Origin of the sequence: Pseudomonas sp. IT-347P, from assembly GCF_949768005.1 — a bacterium.
Classification (GTDB): domain Bacteria; phylum Pseudomonadota; class Gammaproteobacteria; order Pseudomonadales; family Pseudomonadaceae; genus Aquipseudomonas.
In genome coordinates this window covers 1-25,032 of record NZ_CATKPQ010000004.1, presented here as the reverse complement: position 1 = coordinate 25,032, position 25,032 = coordinate 1, and the positions used below count along the sequence as shown (strand labels likewise).

Genomic DNA, 25,032 nt, shown 5'->3' with positions numbered 1-25,032 from the left:
GGATTCTTATCTCCTGGCGTTGCCCGGCATAAACCTGGCGTCCCTTATTGCCCTATCAGGCAGACTCCTTTGAAGTGGAGTAATCCATGAACGTACGCCCAATTCATAACGAAGACGACTATCGTGCGGCGCTTGAGAACGTGTCTGCACTTTTCGACAACGAGCCAGTACCGGGCACTGCTGAAGGGGATCACTTCGACATCATGATCAGCCTTATCGAAGCCTACGAGGCCAAACAGCTTTCACATCCAAGATCTATGGCTCAGCGATTAGCCACCAGATGCGCACCAAACAACAGATAGCAACCGCCCGCGAAGCGATCCAGCCATTGCCGCGAACGCTCATACACACTAGCAATCCGCCGACTGGCGAAGAACAGCGCCACGCAGCAATACCAGCTGAACGACAGCATCGCCATGGTCATTACCGCCAGCGCCAGCAACAGTGGTGGAATGTGAGCCGGCATGGCGGTGGCGAAAATGGTGGCGACGAATAATGCCGACTTGGGATTGGTCATGTTGCCCAGAAAGCCCCGCCCGTAGGCGCCGAGCAACGTTTGCTCCGAGGTATCGAGCGTGCCCGCGACAATCGGCGCCTTGCGCTTGAACTGCTTGAGCCCGAGATAGATCAGGTAGCAGCCACCGGCAATCTTGAAGCTCAAGTACAGCGTGGGTGCGGCGCTGAACAGCGACTGAATGCCCAAGCCCCCCGCCAGCCCCCACACCACCGTTCCGCTGGCGACGCCGAGCGCCGCAACGACGCCATGACGGCGGGAACGGCTGACCGCAAGTTGCGCGATGTTGAAGAAGTTCGGGCCGGGCGTGATCACCGCGACGGTCCACAACAGGGCCAACGACAGCAACGGCGCCAGATAACTCGATAGGGAAAGATCCATGGGCATGCGCCTGATAGGTTCGTCGATGCCCTCTACCTTGCAACATCCGGAAATGTTTTGCCATCAGCAGCCATTCAGACCGCTAACGTCTTACCCACTACCGCATCACCAATCTTCAGGAAATGCCCGCCCGCCACGTGGTGCAAGGTGCGCAAACCGTCATGCCCTTCGAAATGCCAGCGCCCGTCGCTGAACACGCGATCATCGGCGTGGGCGGCGATGACTTCGGCGAGGAACAGGTCATATTGCTCGTGGTTGCGCGGCTCTGGCAGCAAGCGGCATTCGAGCCAGGCGACGCAGCCGTCGAGCAGCGGGGCTTCGACTTGTTCGCCGGTGAAGGTCTGCAGGCCGTACGCCTGAAATTTGTCCTGTCCCTGGGTTTGGGTAATCTCCAGACCCGACGTATTGCCGACGGTTTGCACGATGTCGGCTTGATCGACACAAGGGACGTTGAGCACGAAGGTGCCGGACGCTTCGAGTAACTGGCGCGTCCAGGTGGACTTATCAAGGACGACCGCGACTTTCGGCGGTTCGAAATCCAATGGCATTGCCCAGGCGGCGGCCATGATGTTGCGCTGGCCGTCATGGGCGGCGCTGACCAGCACGGTCGGCCCGTGGTTGAGCAAACGGTAGGCTTTGTTCAGGGGCACCAGGCGGCGGTGGGAATCGCTCATGGGGTCTGCTCCGGGGAAAAAGGAGCAGATTGTAGCGCCAACGCACATTTGTAGGAGTGAGCCTGCTCGCGATCAGGGTCTGACATTCAACATTTGTGCTGACTGATACACCGCTATCGCGAGCAGGCACACTCCTACAGGGTCTAGTGCGGGTCAGTGGGAGAGTTGGTTGGCAAACTGGCCGACCGCATCCACCACTTTTTGCGCGCCGTCCTGAATCTCGACGATCACCGTCCCCGCCTCTGCTGCCAGTGCCAGCCCTTGTTCAGCCTGGAGCTTGCCATCGGTCATCAGAGCCACGGCGTTGCGCGCCATTTCCTGGTTCTGCCGCACCACGGTGACGATCTCTTCAGTCGCCTGACTGGTGCGCGAGGCCAGTTGCCGCACTTCGTCCGCCACCACCGCAAAGCCTCGGCCCTGTTCGCCTGCGCGGGCCGCTTCGATGGCAGCGTTGAGCGCCAGCAGGTTGGTCTGTTCGGCAATGCCGCTGATGGTCTTGACGATGGTGCCGATCACCTGCGATTGCTCGTTCAGTGCTTCGATACCCTCACCAGCGGCCTGCATGTGTCGCGACAAATCACGCATCACATTCACCGCTTCAGTCACCACCGTGGTACCGCGCTGGGCCGTGCTGTCGGTTTGCTGCGAAGTGCTGTAGGCGATGCTGGCCGCGTCGGCGACGGCCTGCTCGCGGTTGACCTGATCGGTGATCACGGTGGCGAACTTCACCACTTTGTACAATCTGTCGTTGGCATCGACCACCGGATTGTAGGACGCCTCCAGCCAGACTGTACGACCATGGCTGTCGACACGCTTGAAGCGGTCCGCCACGAACTCGCCGTTGTTCAGACGCCGCCAGAAATTCTGGTACTCGGCGCTGTTGTACTCCTCCGGGGTGCAGAACGTGCGGTGATGTTTGCCTTTGATCTGCGCCAGGCTGTAACCCATGCCGCTGAGGAAGCGATCGTTGGCGTTGAGCACGTTGCCGTTGAGGTCGAATTCGATCACGGCAGTGGACCGCACCAGCGCACCGATCAGGTTTTCGTGCTCTCTGGAGGCTTCGATGGTGCGGGTCAGGTCGCTGGCAAACAGCGAAATGTGCTTGATCCGCCCATCCGAAGAACGCACCGGTTGTACGATCGAACGCAGCCACGCTTCCGCACCATTGCCGCGCAACAAGCGCACGGCGCCAGCGAAATGCTCGCCACGGGTCATGGCGTTTTTGAAGCGCTGGTGAAATTCGTCGGTCTTCACATGCGCCGGAACGATGTCTTCAATCGCCCGACCGATCAGGTCCTGGCTCTTGTAGTGCATCTCGTTGAGGAAGTTCTGGTTGACCGATTGAATGCGCCCGTCGGGCTCAAGATTCAGCACTAGCATCTCGCTTTCCAGGCTTTCCTTCACCTGCACGAGGCTGGAGAGTTCTTCACGAAGAGCGGCCAGCTCTTGCTTCAGGCGTTTGTTGAACATGGGAAAGTACCGATGGGCAGGATAGAAAGCGGGATACAGCCTAGCCATCGGCCTTGAAAAACTTTTCTGAAGAGCGCTTGCGACCCGTCGGTCGAAAATAGTTCGAACACACGCTGTCAGGCGGTTCCGGCCACCTGACAGTGTCCGGTGCGTGGCATCCGCGAGCCAAAATAGGCGGCACTCAACAATCCCACCACGCCCATCACGGCGCAGAACATCACACAGATCCACGGACTCCACGGCATCAGACCGATCAGCAACAACGGTGTGATACTTGCCCATGCGGCGTAGGCAATGTTGTAGGTGAAGGAAATGCCTGAGACGCGGATCCGCGCCGGGAACAAGCCGACCATCACCGACGGCACTGCGCCGACCACACCGCAGGCAAGGCCGGCAATGGCATACGCGATACCAATCCACTCGCCGCCGCTGATCAGGCAGCCGTAGAGCACGCCGATGCCCAGCGGCAGCAGCAGGCTATACAGCATGACGGTGCGCCACGCGCCGAGACGATCGACCAGCAGCCCGGCAATCACGCAGCCGATATTGAGAAACACGATACCCAATGCACTGAGCGCGAAGGTATGGCTGGCGGTCATGCCGAAAGTCTTCTGCATCATGGTCGGGGTGATGACGACGAATACCACCACCGCCGAAGTCAGCACGCAGGTCAGCAACATCGCCGGCAACATGGCCAATCGATGCTCACGCAGCACCGTGCGCAACGGCAGCTCGACCCGCGCCTCACGCTGCGCCTCCATGGCCATGAATACCGGGGTTTCGCTCAGCCAGCGGCGCAGGTAAACGCCGATCACGCCGAAAACGCCACCGAGCAGGAACGGATAACGCCAGGCGTAATCGAGGATTTCTGCCGGGGTGAATACTTGCGCGAGGAAAGTCGCAGTCAGCGCGCCGATCAGGTAACCGAAGGTCAACCCGGCCTGCAAAAAGCCCAACGCGTAACCACGATGGCCGGCTGGCGCGTGCTCGGCGACGAACACCCAGGCGCTCGGCACTTCACCACCGACCGCCGCGCCCTGGAGGATGCGCAGCGCCAGCAGCAACAACGGGGCGAAATAACCGATCTGTGCATAAGTCGGCATGATGCCGATCAGCAGGCACGGCAGCGCCATCATCAGGATGCTCAGGCTGAAGACTTTCTTGCGCCCGAGTCTGTCGGCGAAATGCGCCATCAGGATCCCGCCCAGCGGCCGCGCCAGATATCCGGTGACAAAGATCCCGAAGCTTTGCAGCAGACGCAGCCACTCGGGCATTTCCGGCGGGAAGAACAACTGGCTGAGGGTCAGGGCGAAGAACACGAAGATGATGAAATCGTAGATCTCCAGCGCCCCGCCAAGGGCCGCAAGGCCGAGGGTTTTGTAGTCGGAGCGGCTGAACGGCACGGGTTTGGCCGTGGATTGGGCAGTCATGGCAAAGAACTCTGGATCAGGCAGAAAACCAAGGCGCCCATGGTCTACGCAAATCGGCGGATGGACAACCCGTTAGACCATAGTCAGGGTTTTGCAAAAACCTGCTCACAAAGCATTGGCAGTTGAATTACTGTTAATGCCTGTCCAGCGGGACCACGCCAACCCCGGCCAACCGCCGTAAACCCCATGTGGGAGCGAGCCTGCTCGCGAAAGCGCCAGCCCAGCCAACTTCAATGTTGAATGTGCCGACCTCTTCGCGAGCAAGCTCGCTCCCACAGGGATCTCTGTGTTGTCGAGATCGGCGAGCGTTCCCGCAAGACCACAATAACCATAAAAATCCGAGGTACTCCCTGTGGCCGTTGATATCGAAGATAGCCGCTCCGCACGCTTTGCCCTGCGCTGTTCAAGTTTCGCCGAACGCTGGTTTCCCGACTCATGGGTATTCGCCGCGTTGGCCGTGATCATCGTTGCCCTGGCCACGCTGGCCATGGGCGCCAAACCCACCGATGCGGCGATGGCCTTCGGTGACGGGTTCTGGAGCCTGATTCCGTTCACCATGCAGATGGCCTTCGTGGTGATCGGTGGTTACGTGGTCGCCAGTTCGCCGCCCGCGGTAAAACTGATTGACCGGTTGGCACGCCTTCCGAAAAACGGCCGCTCTGCGGTGGCGTGGGTGGCGCTGATCTCGATGGTCGCGTCCTTGCTCAACTGGGGCCTGTCGCTGGTGTTCGGCGGTTTGCTGGTGCGCGCCCTCGCCCGCCGCACCGATCTGAAAATGGATTACCGTGCCGCCGGTGCTGCGGCTTATCTGGGCCTTGGCGCGGTGTGGGCGTTGGGCTTGTCGTCGTCGGCTGCGCAGTTGCAGGCCAACCCGGCCAGCCTGCCGCCGTCGATCCTGTCGATCACCGGGGTGATTCCGTTCACCGAAACGATTTTCCTCTGGCAGTCCGGGGTCATGCTGCTAGCGCTGATCGTGATCTCGATCATCATCGCCTACGCCACCGCTCCCGGACCGAACTCCGCGCGCGACGCCAAGGCCTGCGGCATCGACCCGGCCTTCAACCTGCCACCGTTGCAACCGCGCACGCGGCCAGGGGAATGGCTGGAGCACAGTCCGCTGCTGATCATCGTGCTGGTGCTGTTGGCGGCGGGCTGGCTGTTCCATGAGTTCTCGACCAAACCGGCGATCACGGCGATTTCCGGACTGAACACCTACAACTTTCTGTTCATCATGCTCGGCGCATTGCTGCACTGGCGCCCACGCAGCTTCCTCGATGCCGTGGCCCGTGCGGTGCCGACCACCACCGGCGTGTTGATCCAGTTCCCGTTGTACGGCTCGATTGCCGCGCTGATGACCACGGTCAAAGGCACGGACGCGCAAACCCTGGCGCACCACATCTCGACGTTCTTCGTCAGCATCGCCTCCCATGACACCTATGCGCTGTTGATGGGCGTGTACTCGGCGATTCTCGGCTTCTTCATTCCATCCGGTGGAGGCAAGTGGATCATCGAGGCGCCTTACGTGATGCAGGTCGCCAATGATCTGCAATACCACCTCGGCTGGGCGGTGCAGATCTACAACGCGGCGGAAGCGTTGCCGAACCTGATCAACCCGTTCTACATGCTGCCGCTGCTGGGCGTGCTCGGGTTGAAGGCGCGGGATCTGATCGGTTTCTCCTTTGTGCAACTGCTGGTGCACACGCCGCTGGTGCTGCTGTTGCTGTGGGCATTGGGGACGACGCTGGCGTACACGCCGCCGGTGATGCCGTAATCCCAAGCGGGGCGCGCCATCATGGCAGCGCCCCGAACTTTCCTTTTGAAACAGCCCTGTCGTCTGCAGTATGGCTACCTGTCGCAAATAATGGCTCAGAGCCATCATCCTGCTTTACCGCATCGCACCCTCGGTAATATTCTGCGCGCCCATAAATGTTTCCATTTTTTACCAAGCGCAAAGGGAGTTCGTTGCAATGATCGTAGGGATTGACCTGGGAACCACCAATAGCCTGGTCGCCGTCTGGCGTGGCGATGCCACGGAGTTGGTGCCCAACGCCCTGGGTCAGTTTCTGACGCCGAGCGTTGTCGGCCTGGATGATCAAGGCCGGATTCTGGTGGGGCAGGCGGCGCGCGAGCGTCTGCACACCCATCCACGCCTGACCGCGTCGTTGTTCAAGCGCCACATGGGCAGCGCCACGCAAACGTACCTGGCCGACAAGGCGTTTCGCCCGGAAGAACTGTCCGCGCTGGTGCTCAAGAGTCTGAAAGAAGACGTCGAACGCGCCTATGGCGAAACCGTCACCGAAGCCGTGATCAGCGTCCCGGCCTACTTCAGCGACGCGCAACGCAAAGCCACGCGGATCGCCGGCGAACTGGCCGGGCTGAAGGTCGAAAAACTGATCAACGAACCGACCGCCGCCGCCCTCGCCTATGGATTGCACCAGCGGGACAAGGAAACCTCGTTTCTGGTCTTTGACCTCGGTGGCGGCACGTTCGACGTGTCGATTCTGGAGTTGTTCGAAGGGGTCATGGAAGTGCGCGCCAGCGCCGGTGACAACTTCCTCGGTGGCGAAGACTTCGACACGGTGTTGCTGGAGCACTTCATCAGCCAGCACAGTTCGGCGGCAGACTTCCCTGAGCGCAGCAGCGTCATCCAGCCGCTGCGTCGCGAGGCCGAACGTGTGCGCAAGGCATTGGGGCAGGACGACAGTGCCGAATTCCGCTTGCAACTCGGCGAGCGGCAGTGGACGCAAACTATCACTCAGCAACAGTTGGCGACGCTGTACATGCCGCTGCTCGAACGCCTGCGCGCGCCGATTGAACGGGCGCTGCGCGATGCGCGCATCCGCGTCAGCGATCTGGACGAGATTCTGCTGGTCGGCGGCACCACCCGTATGCCGCTGGTGCGCAAACTCGCTGCCGGGCTGTTCGGCCGCTTTCCGTCGATCACTCTGGACCCCGATCAGGTCGTGGCACAGGGCGCGGCTATTCAGGCAGCACTCAAGGCCCGTGCCGCAGCGCTGGAAGAAGTGGTGCTGACCGATGTCTGCTCCTACACGCTGGGCATCGAGACCTCCACTCAGGTCGGCCGCAACTATGAGAGCGGCCATTACCTGCCGATCATCGAGCGCAACAGCATCGTGCCGGTCAGTCGGGTCAAGACCGTGTACACCCTGCACGACAATCAGGAACACGTGGTCGTGCGCATCTTCCAGGGCGAGAGCCGTCTGGTCAAAGACAACGTGGCGCTCGGCGAACTGGACATCAAGGTGCCGAAGCACAAGGCCGGCGAAGTTGCCCTCGATGTGCGTTTCACCTATGACAACAATGGTCTGCTCGAAGCCCAGGTGAAAATCCCCCTGACCGGTCAACAGCATTCGCTGGTCATCGAAAACAACCCGGGCGTGCTCTCACCAGAGGAGATCCAGCAGCGTCTGGCGCACCTCGCGCAATTGAAGATTCATCCACGCGAGCAACAGGTCAACACGCTCTTGAGTGCCCGTCTGGAGCGCCTTTATCAGGAAAGCCTGGGCGATATGCGTGACCTGATGGGCGATTGGGCCAGGCAATTCCAGATTGCGCTCGACAGTCAGGACGAGCGCCAGATCCGTGAAGTGCGCACCGACTTGAGCCGCCGCCTGAGCGAACTTGATCGCACCCCGTGGCAATAAGGAGCCTGGCCATGGATTGCTGGTCCGTGTTGCACCTGCACGATGACGCCGACGCCCGCGCCATCAAACGCAGCTACGCGCGCTTGCTGAAAACCTTCCGCCCCGATGAGGACGCCGAAGGTTTCCAGCGCTTGCGTGAAGCCTATGAGCAAGCGCTGGCGATTGCCCGATGGCGCCTTGAAATCGCCGAAGCGGAACACGAACAAGACACCGATGTCGCAGTGGCGACAGAGTCCGGTGTCTTCGCCGCATTGGCACTCGATGCCGCGCTGGCAAATACGCACCCCTCAGCGCAAAACCAGCCTTGGGATTTTTCCGCCCCGCAGTTCCCTCCCGTCAGTCCGGCCGCCCCGGAGCCGTTCGCGCCGCCTGTGGATGACGAGGTTCGACGTGTCGAGCCAATGGCGGCGGACACCTATGTAGATGCACACGCTGTTGAAACGCAGGCCGCACAAGCACTGCTCGAAGGCTTGGCGCCAGACAACCTCGGCGAGCGTTGGGAACAGGCACAACAGCAAGGCTGTGCCAAGGCGTTCGAAAAGCTGTTGCTGCAACGCTGTTTTGACCAGCCGCATCTGCGCAGCCCGGTGCTGCACTGGGCCGTAGAGCACCTCGGATGGCTGGGGCCGTGGCAAGACGTGCTGATCAATGATCGTCAGCGTGACGGGCTCGCCGAGAGCCTGATGTCCGACTATCGAAACGCCTTGCAGGCACTGCTCGAAAGCCAGAGCGAGCGCGAATTCCTCAATTTGCTCAAGCGCTACAGCGCACAGCCATGGCTGCAGGTGTTCGATCGCCGGGAACAATGGCAACAAACCCTGCTGCAGTTGCTCAATGACAGCGAGTGGAGCGTGCCGCTGTTCGACCGCATCGGCCAATTGTTCGGCTGGGATCACAACAAAGGCCTGCACCCGCAGCCGGACTGGCTCTGGGACGCCTTGATCGAACGCTGCGATCAGGAAAGTTTCTACGACAATCTGCGCGCCAAGGCGCAAAGCGACCGGACGTGGGCGGCCGATGTTCAAGCGGCGCATCTGTTGATCAATCCGCTCAAACCCTGGCAGCAGAAGAAGATCATTGACGGCTTTGGCCAGAATGAATGGCAGGCCTGCCATGACTTGTCGGAAAAACTCACGTGGCGCTTTCCCGAGTTGCTCGCACGTTTGCCCTACGCCGATGTTTTTTACTGGCGGCGCTTCTTTCCACGACCGATTGCCGCCCAAACCTGGGTGTGGGTCTGGGCGGCGATTGCCTTGGCGCTGTTCCTGCAACATCTGTCCTCCCAAGAAAAAACGGTCATGCACCTCGTCTTCATGCCGATGTTATTTGCCTGTGTGCCGGTCTGGTTTTTCCGCTTTGCCCTGAGTTGGTGGGTGGTGCTCACGGCCCATGTGATAGTCCCCGACCTGTGGCTCACCGAAGGTTTGATTCCACGCAAATGGAACCCTGACACGCGCTGGCTGGTGATACGCCACGGAGTACCGCAAGGGGTGATGGTGTTGATGTTTTCGCTGTTGCTCGGCCCGCTGGGGGCACTCACTTATGTCGGCACGCTTCTGATCGGGCTTGTGCATAAACGCCGTCTCGGTTCGCTCGACCCGGAACTGAGCCACCGCCGTCCTTGGCTGACCGCATTGCACTGGGCGCACTTCAGTCCACTGCAATTGCTGTTTCTGGTGGTCATGACTGCCATAACAGCGGCCAGCCGGCTCGGCTACTCGCTCCACTCACTCATGCCGGGCTAGGACCGGCGCGACAGAGCGTTCTGTCACCCAACCGTCATATTCCCTTGCTAGCGTCCGCCCGAAACATACTGAAACAATTAAGCAAACGGGCTGAACGATGAAAGACGACACAGACGGCACTGACGCAGTTGAATCCAACCAACCCACTGACACCAGTCGCCGCCGCTTCCTCGGTGGCGTCGCGGTACTCGGGGTCGGAGCCACACTGGCCGGGTGCGGCAGCACCGGTGATCAACCGGGCAAACCGGTCGAGCGCCCGCTGGCGCCCGCCGAGCTGGACAAGGCCCTGCGTGATCAGGTGAAAACCGTGGTGGTGATCTACGCCGAGAACCGCAGTTTCAACAATCTGTTCGGTGATTTCCCCGGTGTCGAAAAGCCGCTGTCGGCGCTCAAGCCCGCCGACTATCAACAACGTGACCGCGACGGCTCGCTGCTGCAAACCCTGCCGCCGGTCTGGGGCGGTGTCCTGCAGATCGGCCCGCAAACGCTCGATGGCGTGACCTACCCCAGCGCCACGCAGTTTCAGGAAAACCTGCCCAACGCACCGTTCGCCCTCAAAGGCCCGAATGGCGAGGACTTGCCGTTCGGGCTGGTCACCCGCGACTTGTGGCACGTGTTCTATCAGAACCAGATGCAGATCAATGGCGGCAAAAATGACGGCTTCGTCGCTTGGGCAGACTCCGGCGGCTTGACCATGGGCCACTACGCGCAGAGCCGCTATTCCCTGCGCCTGTGGGACGTCGCTCAGGAATTCGTGCTGTGCGACAACTTCTTTCAGGGCGCCTTCGGTGGCTCGTTTCTCAACCATCAGTACCTGATCAGCGCCACCGCGCCGTTCTATCCAGACGCGGCCAATTCGGTGGCCAAATCGCAGATCGCCGCGCTGCAAAGCGATGATCCGAGCGACCCCCGCCTCAAGCCGCTGGAGCAATCGCCGGCCAGCGCCATGAGCGGCCCACCGCAGTTCGGCCCGAGTGCGCTGACCCCGGACGGCTTCGGCGTCAACACCCTCGCCCCGCCCTATTGGCCGACATGGATTCGCGACCCCGAGCGCCCGGCCTACTCCAAAGCGGATCTGCCCAACGTTCTGGTGCCTCAGACCCATGAACACATCGGCGACAAGCTGTCGAAAAAGCACATCGATTGGGCGTGGTATGCCGGTGCGTGGCAGGCGACGCTGGAGCAGTACAAGGATTCCGGCGGCATTCCGAAAATCCCCAACTTCCAGTATCACCATCAGCCGTTCAACTACTTCAAGCAGCAAGGCCCGGAGAACCCCGACGAGCGCAATAAACGCCTGCGCGATGCCGGCCTGGGGGATGAGTCGAGCAGCAACAAGTTCTTTGCCGATGCCGAAGCGGGCAAATTGCCGGCGGTGAGCTTCTACAAACCGCAAGGCAACCTGAACATGCACGCCGGTTATGCCGATGTGGCTTCCGGTGACCGGCACATCGTGCGCGCACTGAAGGTGCTGCGTGAAAGCCCGCAGTGGCAAAACATGGTGGTGATCGTCACGGTCGACGAGAACGGCGGCTGGTGGGATCACGTCGCACCGCCCAAGGGCGACCGGTGGGGACCTGGCTCACGGGTGCCAGCACTGGTGGTGTCGCCGTTTGCACGCAAGGGCACGGTGGATCACACGGTCTACGACACGGCATCGATCCTGCGGTTGATCACCCGTGTCTTCCAGCTGGAGGCCCTCGACGGCCTCAAACAACGTGACGAGGCAATGATTGCCCGGGGCCAGAAACCCATGGGCGATTTGACCAACGCCCTGCATTTTCCGGCCTGAAACCCGCCCTGCGAGTTTGCGCAAAAATCTGCCAATGACCGCTTCTCTGTCAAACGCGGCTGATCCACTATGAGGCGCCCCCGACACCCCGGGGAACCCACGCTGAAAAGGATCTGAGCATGTTCAAACTCGCAGGACTCACCCTCGCTGCGCTCACACTGAGCGCAGCCGCCCACGCCGATGTGGATCTGAAACTGGGCAGCACCGAACGCGTCACCCGCCTCTTCGCTTACCCCAACAATTGCAGCGTGATCTGCTTCCGCAACTGGACGCTGGAACAGACCGTCGCCCATTACTTGAGCCAGAGCGTGCAACGCGATGGCTATGCCGATGCCAAAGTCCTGGTCAAGACCGACAACGGCCAGCTCTACGCCGAAATCACTGGCGTGCCGAAGGATTACGACAAACCGCTGTCGGCGCTGCTGGACGCGGGAGATCTGGCTTACACCGGCGCGAGCAAGCTCAATGCCGATGGTAAATGGGCCTACAGCTGGTACCTGTTCCTGCCGCTGGGCATGGCTTTGGAAAACCGTAAAAGTGTCGAGTTGCTGCACTTCCCGCCGGATTACTCGCTGACTCAGGCGCAGGATTATCTGCGCTCTAACACCACCGATCGCTGGGCGACCCTGCTGACCGACAACGGCATCCCTGCCAACCAGACGCCAGCGTTCCAGACCATCATCGACATCGCGCCAATCGCTGCGCCATCCAACGCCGGCAGTGATCTGGAAGGCGTGTACGACTACTTCAAGGACTACCAGACCACCCTGGTCAAACAGTTCAGTCAGACCGCCGGCGGCACGACGCTGCCGATGGTCGCGTTCGGCGCGCCGGTGCGTAACTGGATCAAACAGCAATACGGGCCGACCGTGAATGTCTTGGGCCTGGCGACCATCAGCCCGAGCGCAGGCGTGAACGTGCCGGTGCTGGGCTCCAACCACCCGAGTTATATCTGGTACGCCGCTGACCCGAAAAGCTACAGCGGCGACGATGCCCAGGCCAAAGCCGACGCTGCGGGCCTGAAAGTCATGGGCCAGGATTTGAGCGCGGCCTGCTGGCAGGCGGGCATGGGCAGCAAACCGGGCAGCGACGCGCAGGCCACCCTCAACAGTTGCACGCAGACATGGCAGGTGACCCAGAAGGCCAAAACCTGCGAGTTGTTCTACACCTCGATCCGCGACCTGACCCCGGAACAGGCCGTCGCCAAGTGCGCGACCACCCCGATCAAGGCCCAATTGAAACACCTGCAAGCGCCGCTGCCCGCCACCGCCCTGCCCGCCCCGCACCTGTAATCCGCTTATGCGTTCCCGTGTCAGCCAAGGCTGACGCGGGAAAGCGTCTATATCGCCTGTCAGATCTGACAGTAGACCCGCTATACCTAATAGGACAGGATTGGATCCAAGCAGCAGTGCAGGACTGACAGGACGTCACCCCAAGGAAGTCGCAAAGACTTGCGACAAGGACGGTTATGAATATCCAAGCCAGGGCGCAATCAACGCCTCGCGATACTGAAGGCATTTACCCCTTTGCCGGTCTGCCCGTGCGTCTTGGCTTCCCTGCCAGCGCCGATTTCGAAATCATCCAGGATCAGTGCGGCACGCCAATGGCGGTCGCGGCGCGGCGTGAGTTTCTGCAGAGCCATCGGATGTGCCGGGTGTCCGGGCAACTACTGCCCTATCGCTGCCGACAGACCCGACAAATGCTGACGGGCATCCACATTTACGATCCGCGCTTTTGCGGTTTGATCGAACACGCTTGCGACCCCAACGTGTTTCTCGACATGAGCGAACTGTGGTTGTGGGCGTTGAAAGATATCCACAGGGGGGAACGGCTGACCATGGACTACGCCGCCACCGAAGACAAACTGCTGCATCAGTTCGCCTGCGGCTGCGGCGCCAAAGGCTGCCGAGGGTGGATCACCGGTTACGACGAACCACCCAGTATCGAGGGCCAACACTTTCTACAGCGCTGGCGGCTCTCGGGTTTGTGCTGACAGACCGGTTACAAAGCGCCAACCGGACGCAGACGATACTGCGGCGGCAGTTGCTCGAATCCGCTGATGGTGGTGTTCAGACTTTTCCAGCGGCCATCCTTGATGCCATAGATGCAACCGTGGATCGACAGGCTCTGCCCGCGATGCCAGGCGTTCTGGATGATGCTGGTGTGGGCGACATTGGCAACTTGCTGGACCACGTTGAGTTCGCAGAGCCGATCGACCTGCTCTTCTTCGGTCGGTAGCTTGGCCAGCTCTTCACGCTTTTCGTAGTACAGGTCGCGGATCGAACGCAGCCAGCCATCGATCAGACCGAACTGGCGATCCTGCATCGAGGCGCGTACACCGCCGCAGCCGTAGTGGCCGGTGACGAGGATGTGTTTAACCTTGAGCACATCGACCGCGTACTGGATCACCGACAGGCAGTTGAGGTCGGTGTGCAGCACTACATTGGCGACGTTGCGGTGTACGAACAGATCGCCCGGCAGCATGCCGACGATTTCGTTGGCCGGCACACGGGCATCGGAGCAGCCGATCCACAGATATTCCGGCGTTTGCTGGCGCGCCAGTTTGGCGAAGAAATCCGGGTCTTCCTTGGTGATCGCGTCAGCCCAACGCTCGTTGTTATCAATCAGGTCTTGTAAGTCATGCATGCTGTAAGGCCTCAAGAAAGATGCGCTGGTATGACAGACGACCGCCCGTCGGGGTCACGCCGCCACTGCAAGTGATTTCATTGGAATTCTCGTGTGCCCGGTGAGTCCACCTAGTAAGGCCCACAGTATGAGGATTTGCCATGACTGATTCACGACGCCCTTTTGATGCGGTGCAACCGGAGCCCATCGATGATAACGAAGACCGCATGGGTTCGGTGCATGAGCTGGATTTCGATGAAGACGAGCCAAGCGCGAAGATCGGTGATGAGATCCCGGAGCGTGAACGCGAGCAGTTGATGCCGCGTGAGCGGGTGCATGAGGCGGGCATGACCGGAGCTTCGGTCAGTGATCATGAACCTACCGACGATGACCTGAGCCCGGAAACGCTGATTCACGAGGATGGCGCACGGGATGCCGATGAGCCGGGTGAAGGTAATCAGGCCGACTGGGATTTGAGCCTGGTCGATGAGGACGACATTGGCGGTGGCAACGGGCTGGATGAGGCGGAACTGGCGCGGCGCGATCCGCTGGATGGCAACCGCTGACTTGTCGCGCTTTTAGAACAGCTGTCGCGAGCAGGCTCACTCCTAAAGGAACACATTCCAAATTGTAGGAGTGAGCCTGCTCCGGGCGGCGTTCCGACGATGCTTTTAAGCTCTAATCAACCAGAGTGCAGGCCATGACCACGGCATCTTCACGCCCACCCACCGCCGGATAATAATCCCGACGCCGGCCAATCTCGTTGAAGCCATAGCGCTCGTACAACTTGAACGCCGCCGTATTGCTGTCACGCACTTCCAGAAAACATTCCCGCGCCGAAGCCGCATACGCCCGCGACATCAAGTGTTCGAGCAACGTCAGTCCCAGTCCACGCCCCTGATTTTCCGGTTTGACGGTGATATTGAGCAGGTGCGCCTCATCGAGAATGATCTGCACCACGCCATGGCCGACTTGCTGCTCCCCTTCGAACATCAGCCAGATCTGGTATTTGCCCAGGCCGTCGAGAAAAATTCCTCGGGTCCACGGATGGCTGTACGCGGCGTACTCGATTTTCAGCACGGTTTCCAGGTCCGCCTCGGTCATCGGGCGGAACGATACAGCGTCACTCATTCGATTCTTTCCAGCGCGCCATCAGCCGACGCATGGCTTGCCACACAGCGGCCTTGCGCTGTGGCTCTTCCATTAATAATTCCAGACCGGGAATGGCCCAGGCCGAGCCCAGACCTTCGATCTGCAATTCACGATTGAATGCTTCGGCATCCGCTTCACCGGCAAAACGCACCGCCGGCAGACCGATCAGCCACAGGCAGGCGCACGGCGCGGCTTCCATCTGCACGGAAAGGAAACCCTGGACGAAATCACGCGCTGCCTCCGGGCCCTGATCCATTGTGCCGCGATTGAGCCACGGCCAGCGCACCGGCTCACCAACGATCTGCGGTGCATCCGGCAGACCGGCGGCACGCAACATGTCTTTGAGCAACAGATAGGCCGGATCGCGGCTCTGGAAGGCTTCGCCTGTGGGTAACTCGACCAGCAGCAGGCAACGCCCGGCGCGCAGCAGTTGCAGGGCAAAACGCGGCGGCGGTATCGGTGCCGGTTTGGCGACAACCGGCGTGTCATCGACCACCTCCACCGGTTTGGCACCGGTACGGGTACTCGCCAGCGACGGCCGCGGCACTTCGATTTTCGGCCGTTCGACCGGACGAGCGGCAGCCGTTTGCACAGGTGCTTCGGCCTGCGGCGCAAGCACGACCGGCGCTTCTACCTCGGGCTCGAGCATGTCCAGCAGCTCGGGCCGCGACGGTGCGGCAAAGGGCAATTCGGTGCGCGGCAGCCAGTTGACCACCTGCATGGCGTTCAAATAGGCGCGGCGGCGGGACTCGATAAGCAAGGGTCGGCCACTTGTGGATAACTGAATTGCGCTGATTCTACCGCCCTTCGTTCAAGATCGCCCGTGGTAGATCGATACTCTTTAACGACGCTCTTTCCTAATAGATAGCGACAGTCCGTCCCGAGAGTGAATCGCACCCTTCGTGATGCAGTACAATCGCCGCTTTTCATTGCCAACCAGCCGGGCATTCCGATGATCGAACCCAAGCGCGTCTTGCGCGCCCTCGCTGAACACTGGGCACTGCTTGAGCCACTGTGTGAGCACTTCGACCAAGGCACATTGAGCCTCAACGAACTGCGCGCGCAACTGGCCGCCCAACAACTGGACAGCACGCCGCAGGACATCACCAGCCTGCTCGACGTGTGGATTCGCCTCGATATCCTGATTCCAGTGGCGAAAAGCCCGAACCGATTCGAGCTGAACGCACAGATCCACGACTTCCTCGCTTACCTGCGGCGTGAGCACCGTCTGGGCCTGTGCCTGGAAATCGAAGCCTATCTGCGTCACCTCGAACGCCTGGCCGGTTACATCCAGGACGCCTTCGAAGTCCGCGACGGCCATGACCTCGCCCGCCAATTGCGCCTGCTCGACATGCGCGTGCGCGACGTGCTGAAGAAGCTCGACAACGACGAACAGGCTCTGGTCGCCGTCGCCGAACGTGCGAAGACCAGCGACCGGCAGATTCCATTGCGTCAGCGTTACGCCGAAGTGCTGGCGACGTGGGACGAATACGTCGAGCCGATGATCGATCTGGTGAACGCCGACGGCGCGTTCGAACAAGGCGTGCGCAAGGTCGAAACCGTGTTGCTGAAGATGCTCAGCGAACAGCAGCGCCTCGGCCATCTGGTTGATGACGACATGCTGCTGCGCACCCACGCGCGCATCCTCGAAATGCAGACCAGCGCCCAGCTGACCTTGCGTCACGCCCGCGAACTGCTGCTGCCGCTGCGTGAAGAAGCGCGCCGGCACAACGCCGTGACCCGTGGCGCCGCGCTGGCTCTGGCGGCGATTCGGCGTAAAGGCATCGATGCCGTGCCGCAAGCGGCGATGCCGCTGTTCACCCGACCGCAAAGCACCTTCCTCGGCAGCGCCAGTCAGGTCGAAGCCTACGTCTACGCGCTGGCGCGTTTCGAGCCGAAACCGGCGCGCTTCCCCAAGGCGCACAAAACCCAGAAGGCTGGCGATGCTCCACGTGCACCACGCACCGTGCGCGAGATGGTCGACCGCTGCGAAGAAGCCCTGCCGATGCCGGATCTGATGACCTGGCTGCTGGAGCAGGAGCCCGACGGCGCAACCGACGAATTGCTCTACTGGTTCTCGCGCCTGTCGCGGGAAAAACGCTTCAAGCGCGAGCGTCTGGAACGCCGCGAATACCACACTCACGAGCACCAGGTCAGCCTGCGCTCCTTCGCCCTGCTCTCGGCCAGCGACAATGCCGCCGAGGATTCTGCGAGCATCCCCAATGCATCTTGATCTTTCCGAACTGTCGCAACTCGCGCCGATCTTCCGCGAGCTGTTCAAGGGTTACCACGTCAGCCGTCGCGACCCGGAGCTGTACGCGCAACTGTCGAATTTCCAGGACCAATACCGCACGCTGTTCAAGGCGCTGGGTTTTGAACTGGTCTGCGACACCCGTGGTTTCTATTACTTCGTGCCGGACATGGCCGCTGCGGCGGTGAACAAGACTGCCCAGCGTCTGGCGCTGTTCACTTTCATTCTCGTCGAGCATCTGGCCGATCAGGGCCGCGACCCGATCGCCGTGCTTGATGGCGGCAGCCTCGGTCGCGAAGAACTGCCATCGCTGCTGGAGAAGTACCGCGACCTGTTCATTCAGGCCGAAGTGCAGACCGTCGAAGAACTCGAAGAAAAGATCATGCGCCGCATGACTCAACTCGGTTTTGCCAGCGAAGAAAACGGCGTGTACCGCTTCCTGCCGCCGATGCACCGTTTCCTCGACGTGTGCCTGTCGGTGCAGCAGGACCGCGATCTGGCGGCCAGCGTGCACAGCGTTCTGCCGCTGCCGGCGCCAGTGCTGATCGACGAAGCCGCCGAGGCCAAATTCCTCGAAACCGACGACCCGCTCGATCTCTCGGAATTTGAAGAAGAGAGCGAAGAAGACGCACTGGCCCGCGCCATTGCCGAAGAACAGGAGTCCGACGCATGAGCCAGGAACGCTACGGCATCCGCCGCTTTGCCCTTTTGAACACCGCCGGTTACAGCCTCGGCCTGTTCCCGCTGGAAGAACCGTTGTCGGTTTACGGCGCGAACAACCTTGGTAAATCGGCGTCGATCAACGCCTTGCAGTTCCCGATTCTGGCGCGCATGTCGGACATGAGTTTCGGCAAGTACAGCCTGGAACAATCGCGGCGCTTCTACTTCGCCTCCGACACCAGCTACATCCTCGTCGAAGTGAACCTGCCCCACGGCCCGCACGTGATTGGCGTGGTCGGTCGCGGCCCGGGCGGTGGTTTCGGCCACCAGTTTTTCGCCTACGCCGGCAAACTCGATCTGGCTCATTACCAGAAGAACGACACCTGCCTGCGTCAGAAAGAGCTGTTCAGCAACCTTGAAAAAGAAGGCCTGAAAGCCTACGAACTCAAGCCGGATGAACTGCGTCGCTTGCTGGTGGGCGGTCATACGTCGATTCCGCTCGACCTGACTTTGATCCCGCTGCGCTCTACCAGCGAGCAGAGCCTGAAGACCTTCCGCGCACTGTTTATCAACCTGCTGCACATGCGCGAAATCACCGCGGCCAAGCTCAAGCAGTTGTTCCTCGATGCCTTCGAACACAGCCTGCGTTCCGGCAGCGTCGATTACATCGCCGCCTGCGAAGAAGCCTTCCGCGACGTGCGCCGGATGGAACAGGACTACAACTCGCTGGTCGCTGCCGGCCCGTTGGTTGAAGCCTTGGCCAACGGTGTGAAACAACGGGATGTATTGCGCGGCAAACTTCATCGCCTGTCGCCGCTGCTTGATTCGTTGCTCGGCACTTGGTCGGACTACGCCACAGCGCGCAAGGAAGAGCTGACCATTCAGGCCGAGCACTACCGTCGCGAGCAGGACGACCTGCAAAACGATCAGCGCGGCGGCACTCAGGAGCTGATGCGTCTGGAGCGGGAAATTTCCGGCATTCAGCGCTGGCTCGGCGAATTGTCGGTACTGAAAAACCGCTTCGCGCTGGTCGATGACGTCAAAGTGCTGGAGCAACAATTGCTCGCCGCCAAAGACGCTCACGACGAACTGGCCGGTGCCTTGGCGCAATCCCGCCAGTTCAGTGCTGAAGATCTCGAAGAGCGTCTGCGCGATCTGGAAAAACGCCTGAAGTCGGTGAAGCAACAACTCGATCACGCCGACAACAACAGCTACGCCCGCCTGCGCGAGGAGTTCTCGCAACAGGACGTCGAGCGCCTGATGCGCCTGTTCAACAGCGCACTGTTCAGCCTGCCGCTGGGCGAACACGGCATCACCCTCGACGAGGACGGCGAGTGGGTCAAATCGGTTGAGCTGATTCTCGATGGCTTCAAGGGTGAGCGCTTCGAAGTGCCGGGCCTGTCGATCGACATCTCGCACATCGAGCCGCCGGCATTGCAGGCACTGGCCGACCGTGCCGCGTTGCGTGATCAGAAAGAGCGCCTGGAAAAAGAACTCAAGCAACTGAAAACCCAGCAAGCCGTGGCCGCCGACCGTGCCGCAAGCAAGACCCAGACCGAAGCGCTGTATCAGCAGGTTCTGGACGCGCAGAAAGCGCTGGAAGACTTCCGCCGCACCCAGACGCTGAGCGCGGAAGAAGGCGACAAGCTCGAGCAACTGGCGCAGATGGAAGCCGCGCAGGACGAACTCAAGCGTTCCAGCGATGCGTTCACCGAGCGCGTCCAGCAACTGTCGGCCAAGCTGCAACTGGTCGGCCGCCAGATCGCAGATATGGAAGCCAAGCAACGCACCCTCGACGATGCGCTGCGCCGTCGTCAGTTGCTGCCGGCCGATCTGCCGTTCGGCACGCCGTTCATGGATCCGGTCGACGACTCGATGGACAACCTGCTGCCGCTGCTCAACGACTATCAGGACAGCTGGCAGGGTCTGCTGCGCGCCGATGGCCAGATCGAAGCGCTGTACGCGCAAGTGCGTCTGAAAGGCGTGGCCAAGTTCGACAGTGAAGACGATATGGAGCGTCGTCTGTCGTTGCTGATCAACGCTTACGCGCACCGTACCGATGAAGCGTTGACCCTGGGCAAGGCCCGTCGTGCGGCGGTTACCGACATCGCCCGGACCCTGCGCAACATTCGCAGCGACTACGACAGCCTTGAGCATCAACTGGCGCTGTTCAACCGCGAGATCAACAAGCGTCAGGTCTCCAACCTGCAGAGCTTCCGCATCGTCCTTGCGCCGAACAAGGAAGCGCTCAAGCACATCGACCAGATCATCCACAGCGCCGGTCAGTACGAAGAAGGCGAAACCCTGTCGGTATTCGATCTGAGCCAGAGCGCCGAGCAGGACAACAAGAACGAAGAGGCCAAGGAATACCTGGCGCGACTGGTGGCGGCCAACCACAACCAGCTCGGCCTCAAGGACTTGTTCGAACTGGCCTTCGAGATCACCAAGGTCAACGGCCAGCCGGTGATCCACACCGACATCGATGGCGCGGCGTCCAACGGCACGACCATGACCATCAAGGCGCTGACCAACATGTACTTGTTGCTGCACTTGATGGATCGCGATCTGGCCGGTCGCGTACGCCTGCCGTACTACCTCGACGAGGCAGCGGACATCGACGAGAAGAACCAGGCCGCGCTGCTGGAAACCAGCCTGCAACTGGGCTTCGTGCCGATTCTGGCGAGTGTGAAACCGCAGGTCTGCGCCAGTGTTGCGATCGACCTGGAAGGCGGCAGCGGTCCCGCAGGGATCTACATTGATGAGGCGGACTGGAAATACATCCGTCGGCATGATGTGGTGAAGGCAACGCTGAATGTTGAAGCCGATGAACCGGAGCTGGATGCGGTTTGATCGGCGTTAACTGAAGACAAAAAAGGGCCGCGATCTGTTTGGATCGCGGCCCTTTTTTATGGCTTGGGGTTTGTGCTGATTTTGCGGGTCCTATCGCGAGCAGGCTCACTCCTACAATTGGAATGCGTTCCCCTGTAGGAGTGAGCCTGCTCGCGATGGCGCCACTTCAGACACCATAGAATCACTTACCGAGGGAAATCTTCGGCGCCCACGTCAGCCACTCATCCTCAAACTTGTCGAACAACGGGAACGTCTGCTCCGCCCGTGCCGGGTTGCCCATACGCTCACCATCCGGCGTAGCGAAAGCAATCCCGCCCTGGATCGCCGTCTCCAGCGACTCGGTTCGCACCGTCAGCCCGTTGAACAAGCCGATATCAAACCCGACACCGCTGGTGTTCCAGAACCGGCTACCGCTGCGCACCAACGGCGCGTATTTCGGCTCGATCAGAATGTGCACCAACACGCGATCAGCGGTCTGGCCCAGTTCATAACCGGTGACTTTGCCCACAGTAATTTCACGGTAAGTCACCGGTACCCCCGGTTTCAGTGAACCGCGACGGGCCGCGCTCAAGACCAGACTCAGACCGGCCTCTTGCTTGGTCACTTCCGGCGCATTGGCCAAGGCCACAAAGTTCTTCTGCGGGCCGAGGTTCTTCGCCGCCGGCTGCACTTCGATGTACTTCCCGGTCACCAGGGTTTCCAGATTCTCGGTCTTGATCAGGCCCAACTCCGGTTTGACCACCCAGAACTGACTGCCAACCCGGGCGATCTTCTCCGGCACTTCGGTAATCCGCGCCGTGAGGATCACCGATTGCAAGTCATCGGTCAGATCGACACTTTCGATCTTGCCGACATCCAGCCCCTTGAAGCGAACCGGTGTGCCGCTGCGCAGACCATCGGCGCGATCAACTTTGATCGTAACCACAGCGCCCTTCTGATTGGCCTCATCATGACTGGCGAACAGACGGAACCGCGGAATGCGTTTCTGCAACGGCGCCTTGGCTTGCGGTGTTTCAAAGGCGATACCGCCGGCCATCAGGGTTTGCAGGGACTCGCTCTTCACCTGAATCCCGCCGGTCAAACCGCCGGTCAGCGTCACACCGCTGACGTTCCAGAAGCGCGTCGAGGCGTTGACCAGGTTCTCGTATTCCTTCTCGATGTGAACACCGATCACCAATTGCTTGCGGGTCTTGGAAAACTGATAGCTCTGCACCGAACCCACCTTGACCTGCTTGTACAGAATCGGACTGCCGACATCGATCGAGCCGAGAGTGTCGGTGAACAACACCAGGTGCAGACCCGGTGAGCGCAGATCCAGCGGCGGCGCTTTTGGCCGTGCCTCGAACTCGCGTTTCGGCGCAGCGCCCTTGTCACCGGGGCGCACAGCGATGTAGTTACCTTTCACCAAGGCTTCCAGTCCGGTGATGCCGGCCAGGGAAATCGACGGTTTGACCACCCAGAACTGCGTGCCATCAACCAGATAGTCTTCAGCCAACGGATCAAGGGTCAGCTCGGCAGTGGCACTGTTCAGATCCGGATCGACCTTCAGCGCTTTCAGATTGCCGACCTGAATGCCCTTGTACATAACTGGCGTGCGACCAGCCTGCAGGCCTTCGAAGTCGCTGAGCTTGACCTTCACGCGAATCCCGGCCGCGGCCGCATCGAAGTCTTCGTAGAGACGGAACGGCAGGCTTGGATCGGTCGGCGGGCTGTCCTTGCGGTTCTCCGGCGTGGCGAAGGCAATACCGCCGGCGACGATGCTGGCCAGCGATTCGCTGCGTACTTTCACCCCGGACAGGTTGGCGTCGATGCTGATGCCGCTGGCGTTCCAGAAACGCGTGTGTTTGCGCACCAGTTTGGCGTAGGTCGGCTCGATGAAGACTTTGAGCTCAACGGTGCTTTGATCTTCCGAAAGCACATAGCTTTTGATCTGGCCCACCTTGATCTGCTTGTAGAACACCGGGCTGCCACGGTTCAGCGAACCGAGACGATCCGCCTTGATGGTCAGGTGCAGACCGGGCTTGGCGTCCGACAGCGGCGGCTCCTCGGCCAACGCCTTGAACTTGCGCGTCGGCTCGCCTTCGCCGGGGCTGATAGCCACGTAGTTACCCGACACCAGGGTTTCCAGACCGGTGATACCGGCCAGGGTCACGCTCGGCTTGACCAGCCAGAAGCGCGTGCTGGTCTTGAGGTATTGCTCGACGTCTTTATTCATCTCGACGGTGGCGATCACACCTTTGGAGTTGCCTTCGTCGTCAAGCTTGAGGGATTTGACCTTACCGACCGACATGCCTTTGTACATGACCTCGGTCTTGTTGGCCTGGATGCCTTCACCACTCTCGAAGCGGATCTGGATTTCGATACCGGTTTCGGAATAGGCACGCCAGCCGAGCCAGCCGCCGATGATCAGCGCAATCAGAGGCAGTACCCAAATGGCAGACCAGTTCGAGGCCGGTCGGGTTTTCGCTACGGGCAAATCAGTCATGGTCGTCGTCCGACTCCGTGTTATCCCAAATCAGTCGGGGATCGAAAGTTACTGCGGCAAGCATCGTCAGAATCACCACACTGGCGAAGGCGATGGCGCCAAGATTGGCTTCGACACTGGCAAGCCGGCCGAAGTTGACGACCGCCACGAGAATGGCGATCACAAAAATATCGAGCATCGACCAGCGGCCAATGAACTCGATAAAACGGTACATCCAGATGCGCTGACGGGCGGACAGCGGCTGACGTCGTTGCACCGAAAACAGCAGCAGCGCGATGCCCACCAGTTTGAAGGTGGGCACCAGAATACTGGCGATGAACACCACGGCGGCAATCGGAATCATGCCGTGCTGCACTAGCTGGATCACGCCGGACATGATGGTGCTCGGATCACCCTGCCCCAGAGAACTGACAGTCATGATCGGCAGGACATTGGCCGGAATATAGATGATTGCCGCCGTGATCAGCAGCGCCCAGGTGCGGGTGAGGCTGTTCGGCCGGCGAGCGTGGACCCATGCACCGCAGCGGGTGCAGGTCTGCTCGTCGGTGTCCGCTTCCTGCCTGTTCAACTCATGACATTCGGTACAGACCAGAATGCCCGCATCAATCGCCCGCATGAGCATCTTCCCCTGATAACGCCTGCCAGATCTGATGCGGTGACATCACCACCTCCAGCCAGACCTGGACCAACAACAAGCCGATGAAACACGCCAGGCCAAGGCCAACGGTGATGGCTGCCATGTCCGCCAGTTTGACGATCGCCACCAATACGCCCATGAGGTAAACCTCGAGCATTCCCCAGTCTCTGAGGTGGTGGTAGATGCGATAGAGCAGCAAGCCGTAACTGCGGCCGATATTGAAACGGATCGTCAGCAACACGAACAACTGGCACAGCAACTTGAGCAGCGGAATAGCCATGCTGCACAGGAATACGACGATCGAAACACCCTGCATGTCGGTGTTGAACAGGCCGAGTACGCCGCTCCACACCGTGTCCTGCGAAGATTGCCCGAGGATATTGAGTTGCATGATCGGTAAAAAGTTTGCCGGGATGTACAGCAATAATGCGGCGATCACCAAGGCGAGGCTGCGCTGCACCACGTTATGGCGATGGGCGTACAACTCGTAACCGCAGCGTGGACAAAGCGCTTTCTCGCCATGGGCAAGTTTTGGCTTGCGCATCAGCAGGTCGCACTCATGACAGGCCACCAAGTCTTCCAGCGGTAAATCTGACAGCCCGGGGGCGTCAACCGACTCTGACATAAAGGCTCTGGCTCCGAATAAGGTGGGGCTATTCTAGTGTTCTGATTCGAAAATAACTGTGCAAATTTGTTCGCTG

The 25,032-nt window shown here is 60.4% G+C and carries 19 protein-coding genes and 3 pseudogenes; 11 read left to right on the top strand and 11 right to left on the bottom strand.

From position 1 onward, the window contains the following. Nucleotides 1–86: 86 nt before the first annotated feature. Nucleotides 87–239: pseudogene (locus tag ACM6IV_RS02325) on the top strand (transcriptional regulator); the annotation flags it as partial. A gap of 23 nt (nt 240–262) precedes the next feature. On the opposite strand, the gene ACM6IV_RS02320 reads toward ACM6IV_RS02325, so the two are convergent. The 5 genes and pseudogenes from ACM6IV_RS02320 to ACM6IV_RS02300 all read right to left on the bottom strand — a co-directional run bounded on the left by ACM6IV_RS02320 (nt 263) and on the right by ACM6IV_RS02300 (nt 4,469). After that, complete coding sequence (locus ACM6IV_RS02320) at nt 263–895, bottom strand: LysE family translocator (protein WP_414868560.1); 633 nt, start codon at nt 893–895, stop codon at nt 263–265. Between the two features lie 74 nt (nt 896–969). Continuing rightward, nucleotides 970–1,569 (bottom strand): flavin reductase family protein, encoded by a 600-nt coding sequence (locus ACM6IV_RS02315; RefSeq protein WP_414868559.1) that lies wholly within the window; start codon nt 1,567–1,569, stop codon nt 970–972. A 153-nt stretch (nt 1,570–1,722) separates the two neighbouring features. Continuing rightward, nucleotides 1,723–2,160: pseudogene (locus ACM6IV_RS02310) on the bottom strand (methyl-accepting chemotaxis protein); the annotation flags it as partial. 102 nt (nt 2,161–2,262) lie between these two features. Continuing rightward, a pseudogene (locus ACM6IV_RS02305) lies at nt 2,263–2,949 on the bottom strand (PAS domain-containing protein); the annotation flags it as partial. 206 nt (nt 2,950–3,155) lie between these two features. Then, a complete protein-coding gene (locus tag ACM6IV_RS02300; protein ID WP_414868558.1) occupies nt 3,156–4,469 on the bottom strand; it encodes an MFS transporter in 1,314 nt (437 codons plus the stop codon). A 352-nt stretch (nt 4,470–4,821) separates the two neighbouring features. Between ACM6IV_RS02300 and ACM6IV_RS02295 the strand changes: the two genes are divergently transcribed. From ACM6IV_RS02295 to ACM6IV_RS02270, 6 genes are all read left to right on the top strand, one after another. Beyond that, entirely contained in the window at nt 4,822–6,240 is a 1,419-nt protein-coding gene (locus ACM6IV_RS02295) for a short-chain fatty acid transporter (RefSeq protein WP_414868557.1), read from the top strand. A 196-nt stretch (nt 6,241–6,436) separates the two neighbouring features. Next, on the top strand, nt 6,437–8,134 hold the full coding sequence (locus tag ACM6IV_RS02290; protein ID WP_414868556.1) for a molecular chaperone HscC: 1,698 nt from the start codon (nt 6,437–6,439) through the stop codon (nt 8,132–8,134). An 11-nt stretch (nt 8,135–8,145) separates the two neighbouring features. Beyond that, nucleotides 8,146–9,879 (top strand): J domain-containing protein, encoded by a 1,734-nt coding sequence (locus tag ACM6IV_RS02285; protein WP_414868555.1) that lies wholly within the window; start codon nt 8,146–8,148, stop codon nt 9,877–9,879. Nucleotides 9,880–9,976: 97 nt separating this feature from the next. Then, complete coding sequence (gene acpA, locus ACM6IV_RS02280; protein WP_414868554.1) at nt 9,977–11,671, top strand: acid phosphatase; 1,695 nt, start codon at nt 9,977–9,979, stop codon at nt 11,669–11,671. Nucleotides 11,672–11,790: 119 nt separating this feature from the next. After that, a complete protein-coding gene (locus ACM6IV_RS02275) occupies nt 11,791–12,963 on the top strand; it encodes a hypothetical protein (protein WP_414868553.1) in 1,173 nt (390 codons plus the stop codon). Between the two features lie 176 nt (nt 12,964–13,139). Further along, the gene (locus ACM6IV_RS02270; RefSeq protein WP_414868552.1) at nt 13,140–13,664 is read left to right on the top strand and encodes an SET domain-containing protein-lysine N-methyltransferase; all 525 of its coding nucleotides are present in this window, start codon (nt 13,140–13,142) and stop codon (nt 13,662–13,664) included. Nucleotides 13,665–13,672: 8 nt separating this feature from the next. On the opposite strand, the gene can is transcribed toward ACM6IV_RS02270, so the two are convergent. After that, on the bottom strand, nt 13,673–14,317 hold the full coding sequence (can, locus tag ACM6IV_RS02265) for a carbonate dehydratase (protein ID WP_003228196.1): 645 nt from the start codon (nt 14,315–14,317) through the stop codon (nt 13,673–13,675). A gap of 140 nt (nt 14,318–14,457) precedes the next feature. On the opposite strand from can, the gene ACM6IV_RS02260 reads away from it, so the two are divergent. Further along, nucleotides 14,458–14,862, top strand: a complete 405-nt coding sequence (locus ACM6IV_RS02260) for a serine kinase/phosphatase (protein ID WP_414868551.1) — start codon at nt 14,458–14,460, stop codon at nt 14,860–14,862. Nucleotides 14,863–14,974: 112 nt separating this feature from the next. Here ACM6IV_RS02260 and rimI read toward each other — a convergent pair whose 3' ends face one another. Both rimI and ACM6IV_RS02250 read right to left on the bottom strand, forming a co-directional pair. Continuing rightward, complete coding sequence (rimI, locus tag ACM6IV_RS02255; protein ID WP_414868550.1) at nt 14,975–15,427, bottom strand: ribosomal protein S18-alanine N-acetyltransferase; 453 nt, start codon at nt 15,425–15,427, stop codon at nt 14,975–14,977. Next, nucleotides 15,420–16,169, bottom strand: a complete 750-nt coding sequence (locus ACM6IV_RS02250) for an energy transducer TonB (protein ID WP_414868626.1) — start codon at nt 16,167–16,169, stop codon at nt 15,420–15,422. The genes rimI and ACM6IV_RS02250 overlap by 8 nt, the downstream gene beginning before the upstream one ends. Before the next feature lie 231 nt (nt 16,170–16,400). On the opposite strand from ACM6IV_RS02250, the gene mksB reads away from it, so the two are divergent. From mksB to mksF, 3 genes are read left to right on the top strand one after another with little or no spacing between them, the layout of a single operon-like run. Continuing rightward, nucleotides 16,401–17,681 carry an Mks condensin complex protein MksB gene (gene mksB, locus ACM6IV_RS02245; protein WP_414868549.1) on the top strand — a complete coding sequence of 427 codons (1,281 nt, stop codon included), beginning with the start codon at nt 16,401–16,403 and terminating at the stop codon, nt 17,679–17,681. Further along, complete coding sequence (mksE, locus tag ACM6IV_RS02240) at nt 17,671–18,372, top strand: Mks condensin complex protein MksE (protein ID WP_007912968.1); 702 nt, start codon at nt 17,671–17,673, stop codon at nt 18,370–18,372. The genes mksB and mksE overlap by 11 nt, the downstream gene beginning before the upstream one ends. Next, complete coding sequence (mksF, locus tag ACM6IV_RS02235; RefSeq protein WP_414868548.1) at nt 18,369–21,209, top strand: Mks condensin complex protein MksF; 2,841 nt, start codon at nt 18,369–18,371, stop codon at nt 21,207–21,209. Before mksE ends, mksF begins: the two co-directional genes overlap by 4 nt. A 181-nt stretch (nt 21,210–21,390) precedes the next feature. On the opposite strand, the gene ACM6IV_RS02230 is transcribed toward mksF, so the two are convergent. From ACM6IV_RS02230 to ACM6IV_RS02220, 3 genes are read right to left on the bottom strand one after another with little or no spacing between them, the layout of a single operon-like run. Next, a complete protein-coding gene (locus ACM6IV_RS02230) occupies nt 21,391–23,694 on the bottom strand; it encodes an MlaD family protein (protein WP_414868547.1) in 2,304 nt (767 codons plus the stop codon). After that, nucleotides 23,687–24,310: a paraquat-inducible protein A gene (locus tag ACM6IV_RS02225; protein ID WP_414868546.1), complete on the bottom strand. Its 624-nt coding sequence runs from the start codon at nt 24,308–24,310 to the stop codon at nt 23,687–23,689. The genes ACM6IV_RS02230 and ACM6IV_RS02225 overlap by 8 nt, the downstream gene beginning before the upstream one ends. Next, the gene (locus ACM6IV_RS02220) at nt 24,297–24,956 is read right to left on the bottom strand and encodes a paraquat-inducible protein A (protein WP_414868545.1); all 660 of its coding nucleotides are present in this window, start codon (nt 24,954–24,956) and stop codon (nt 24,297–24,299) included. Before ACM6IV_RS02220 ends, ACM6IV_RS02225 begins: the two co-directional genes overlap by 14 nt. Between the last annotated feature and the right edge of the window lie 76 nt (nt 24,957–25,032).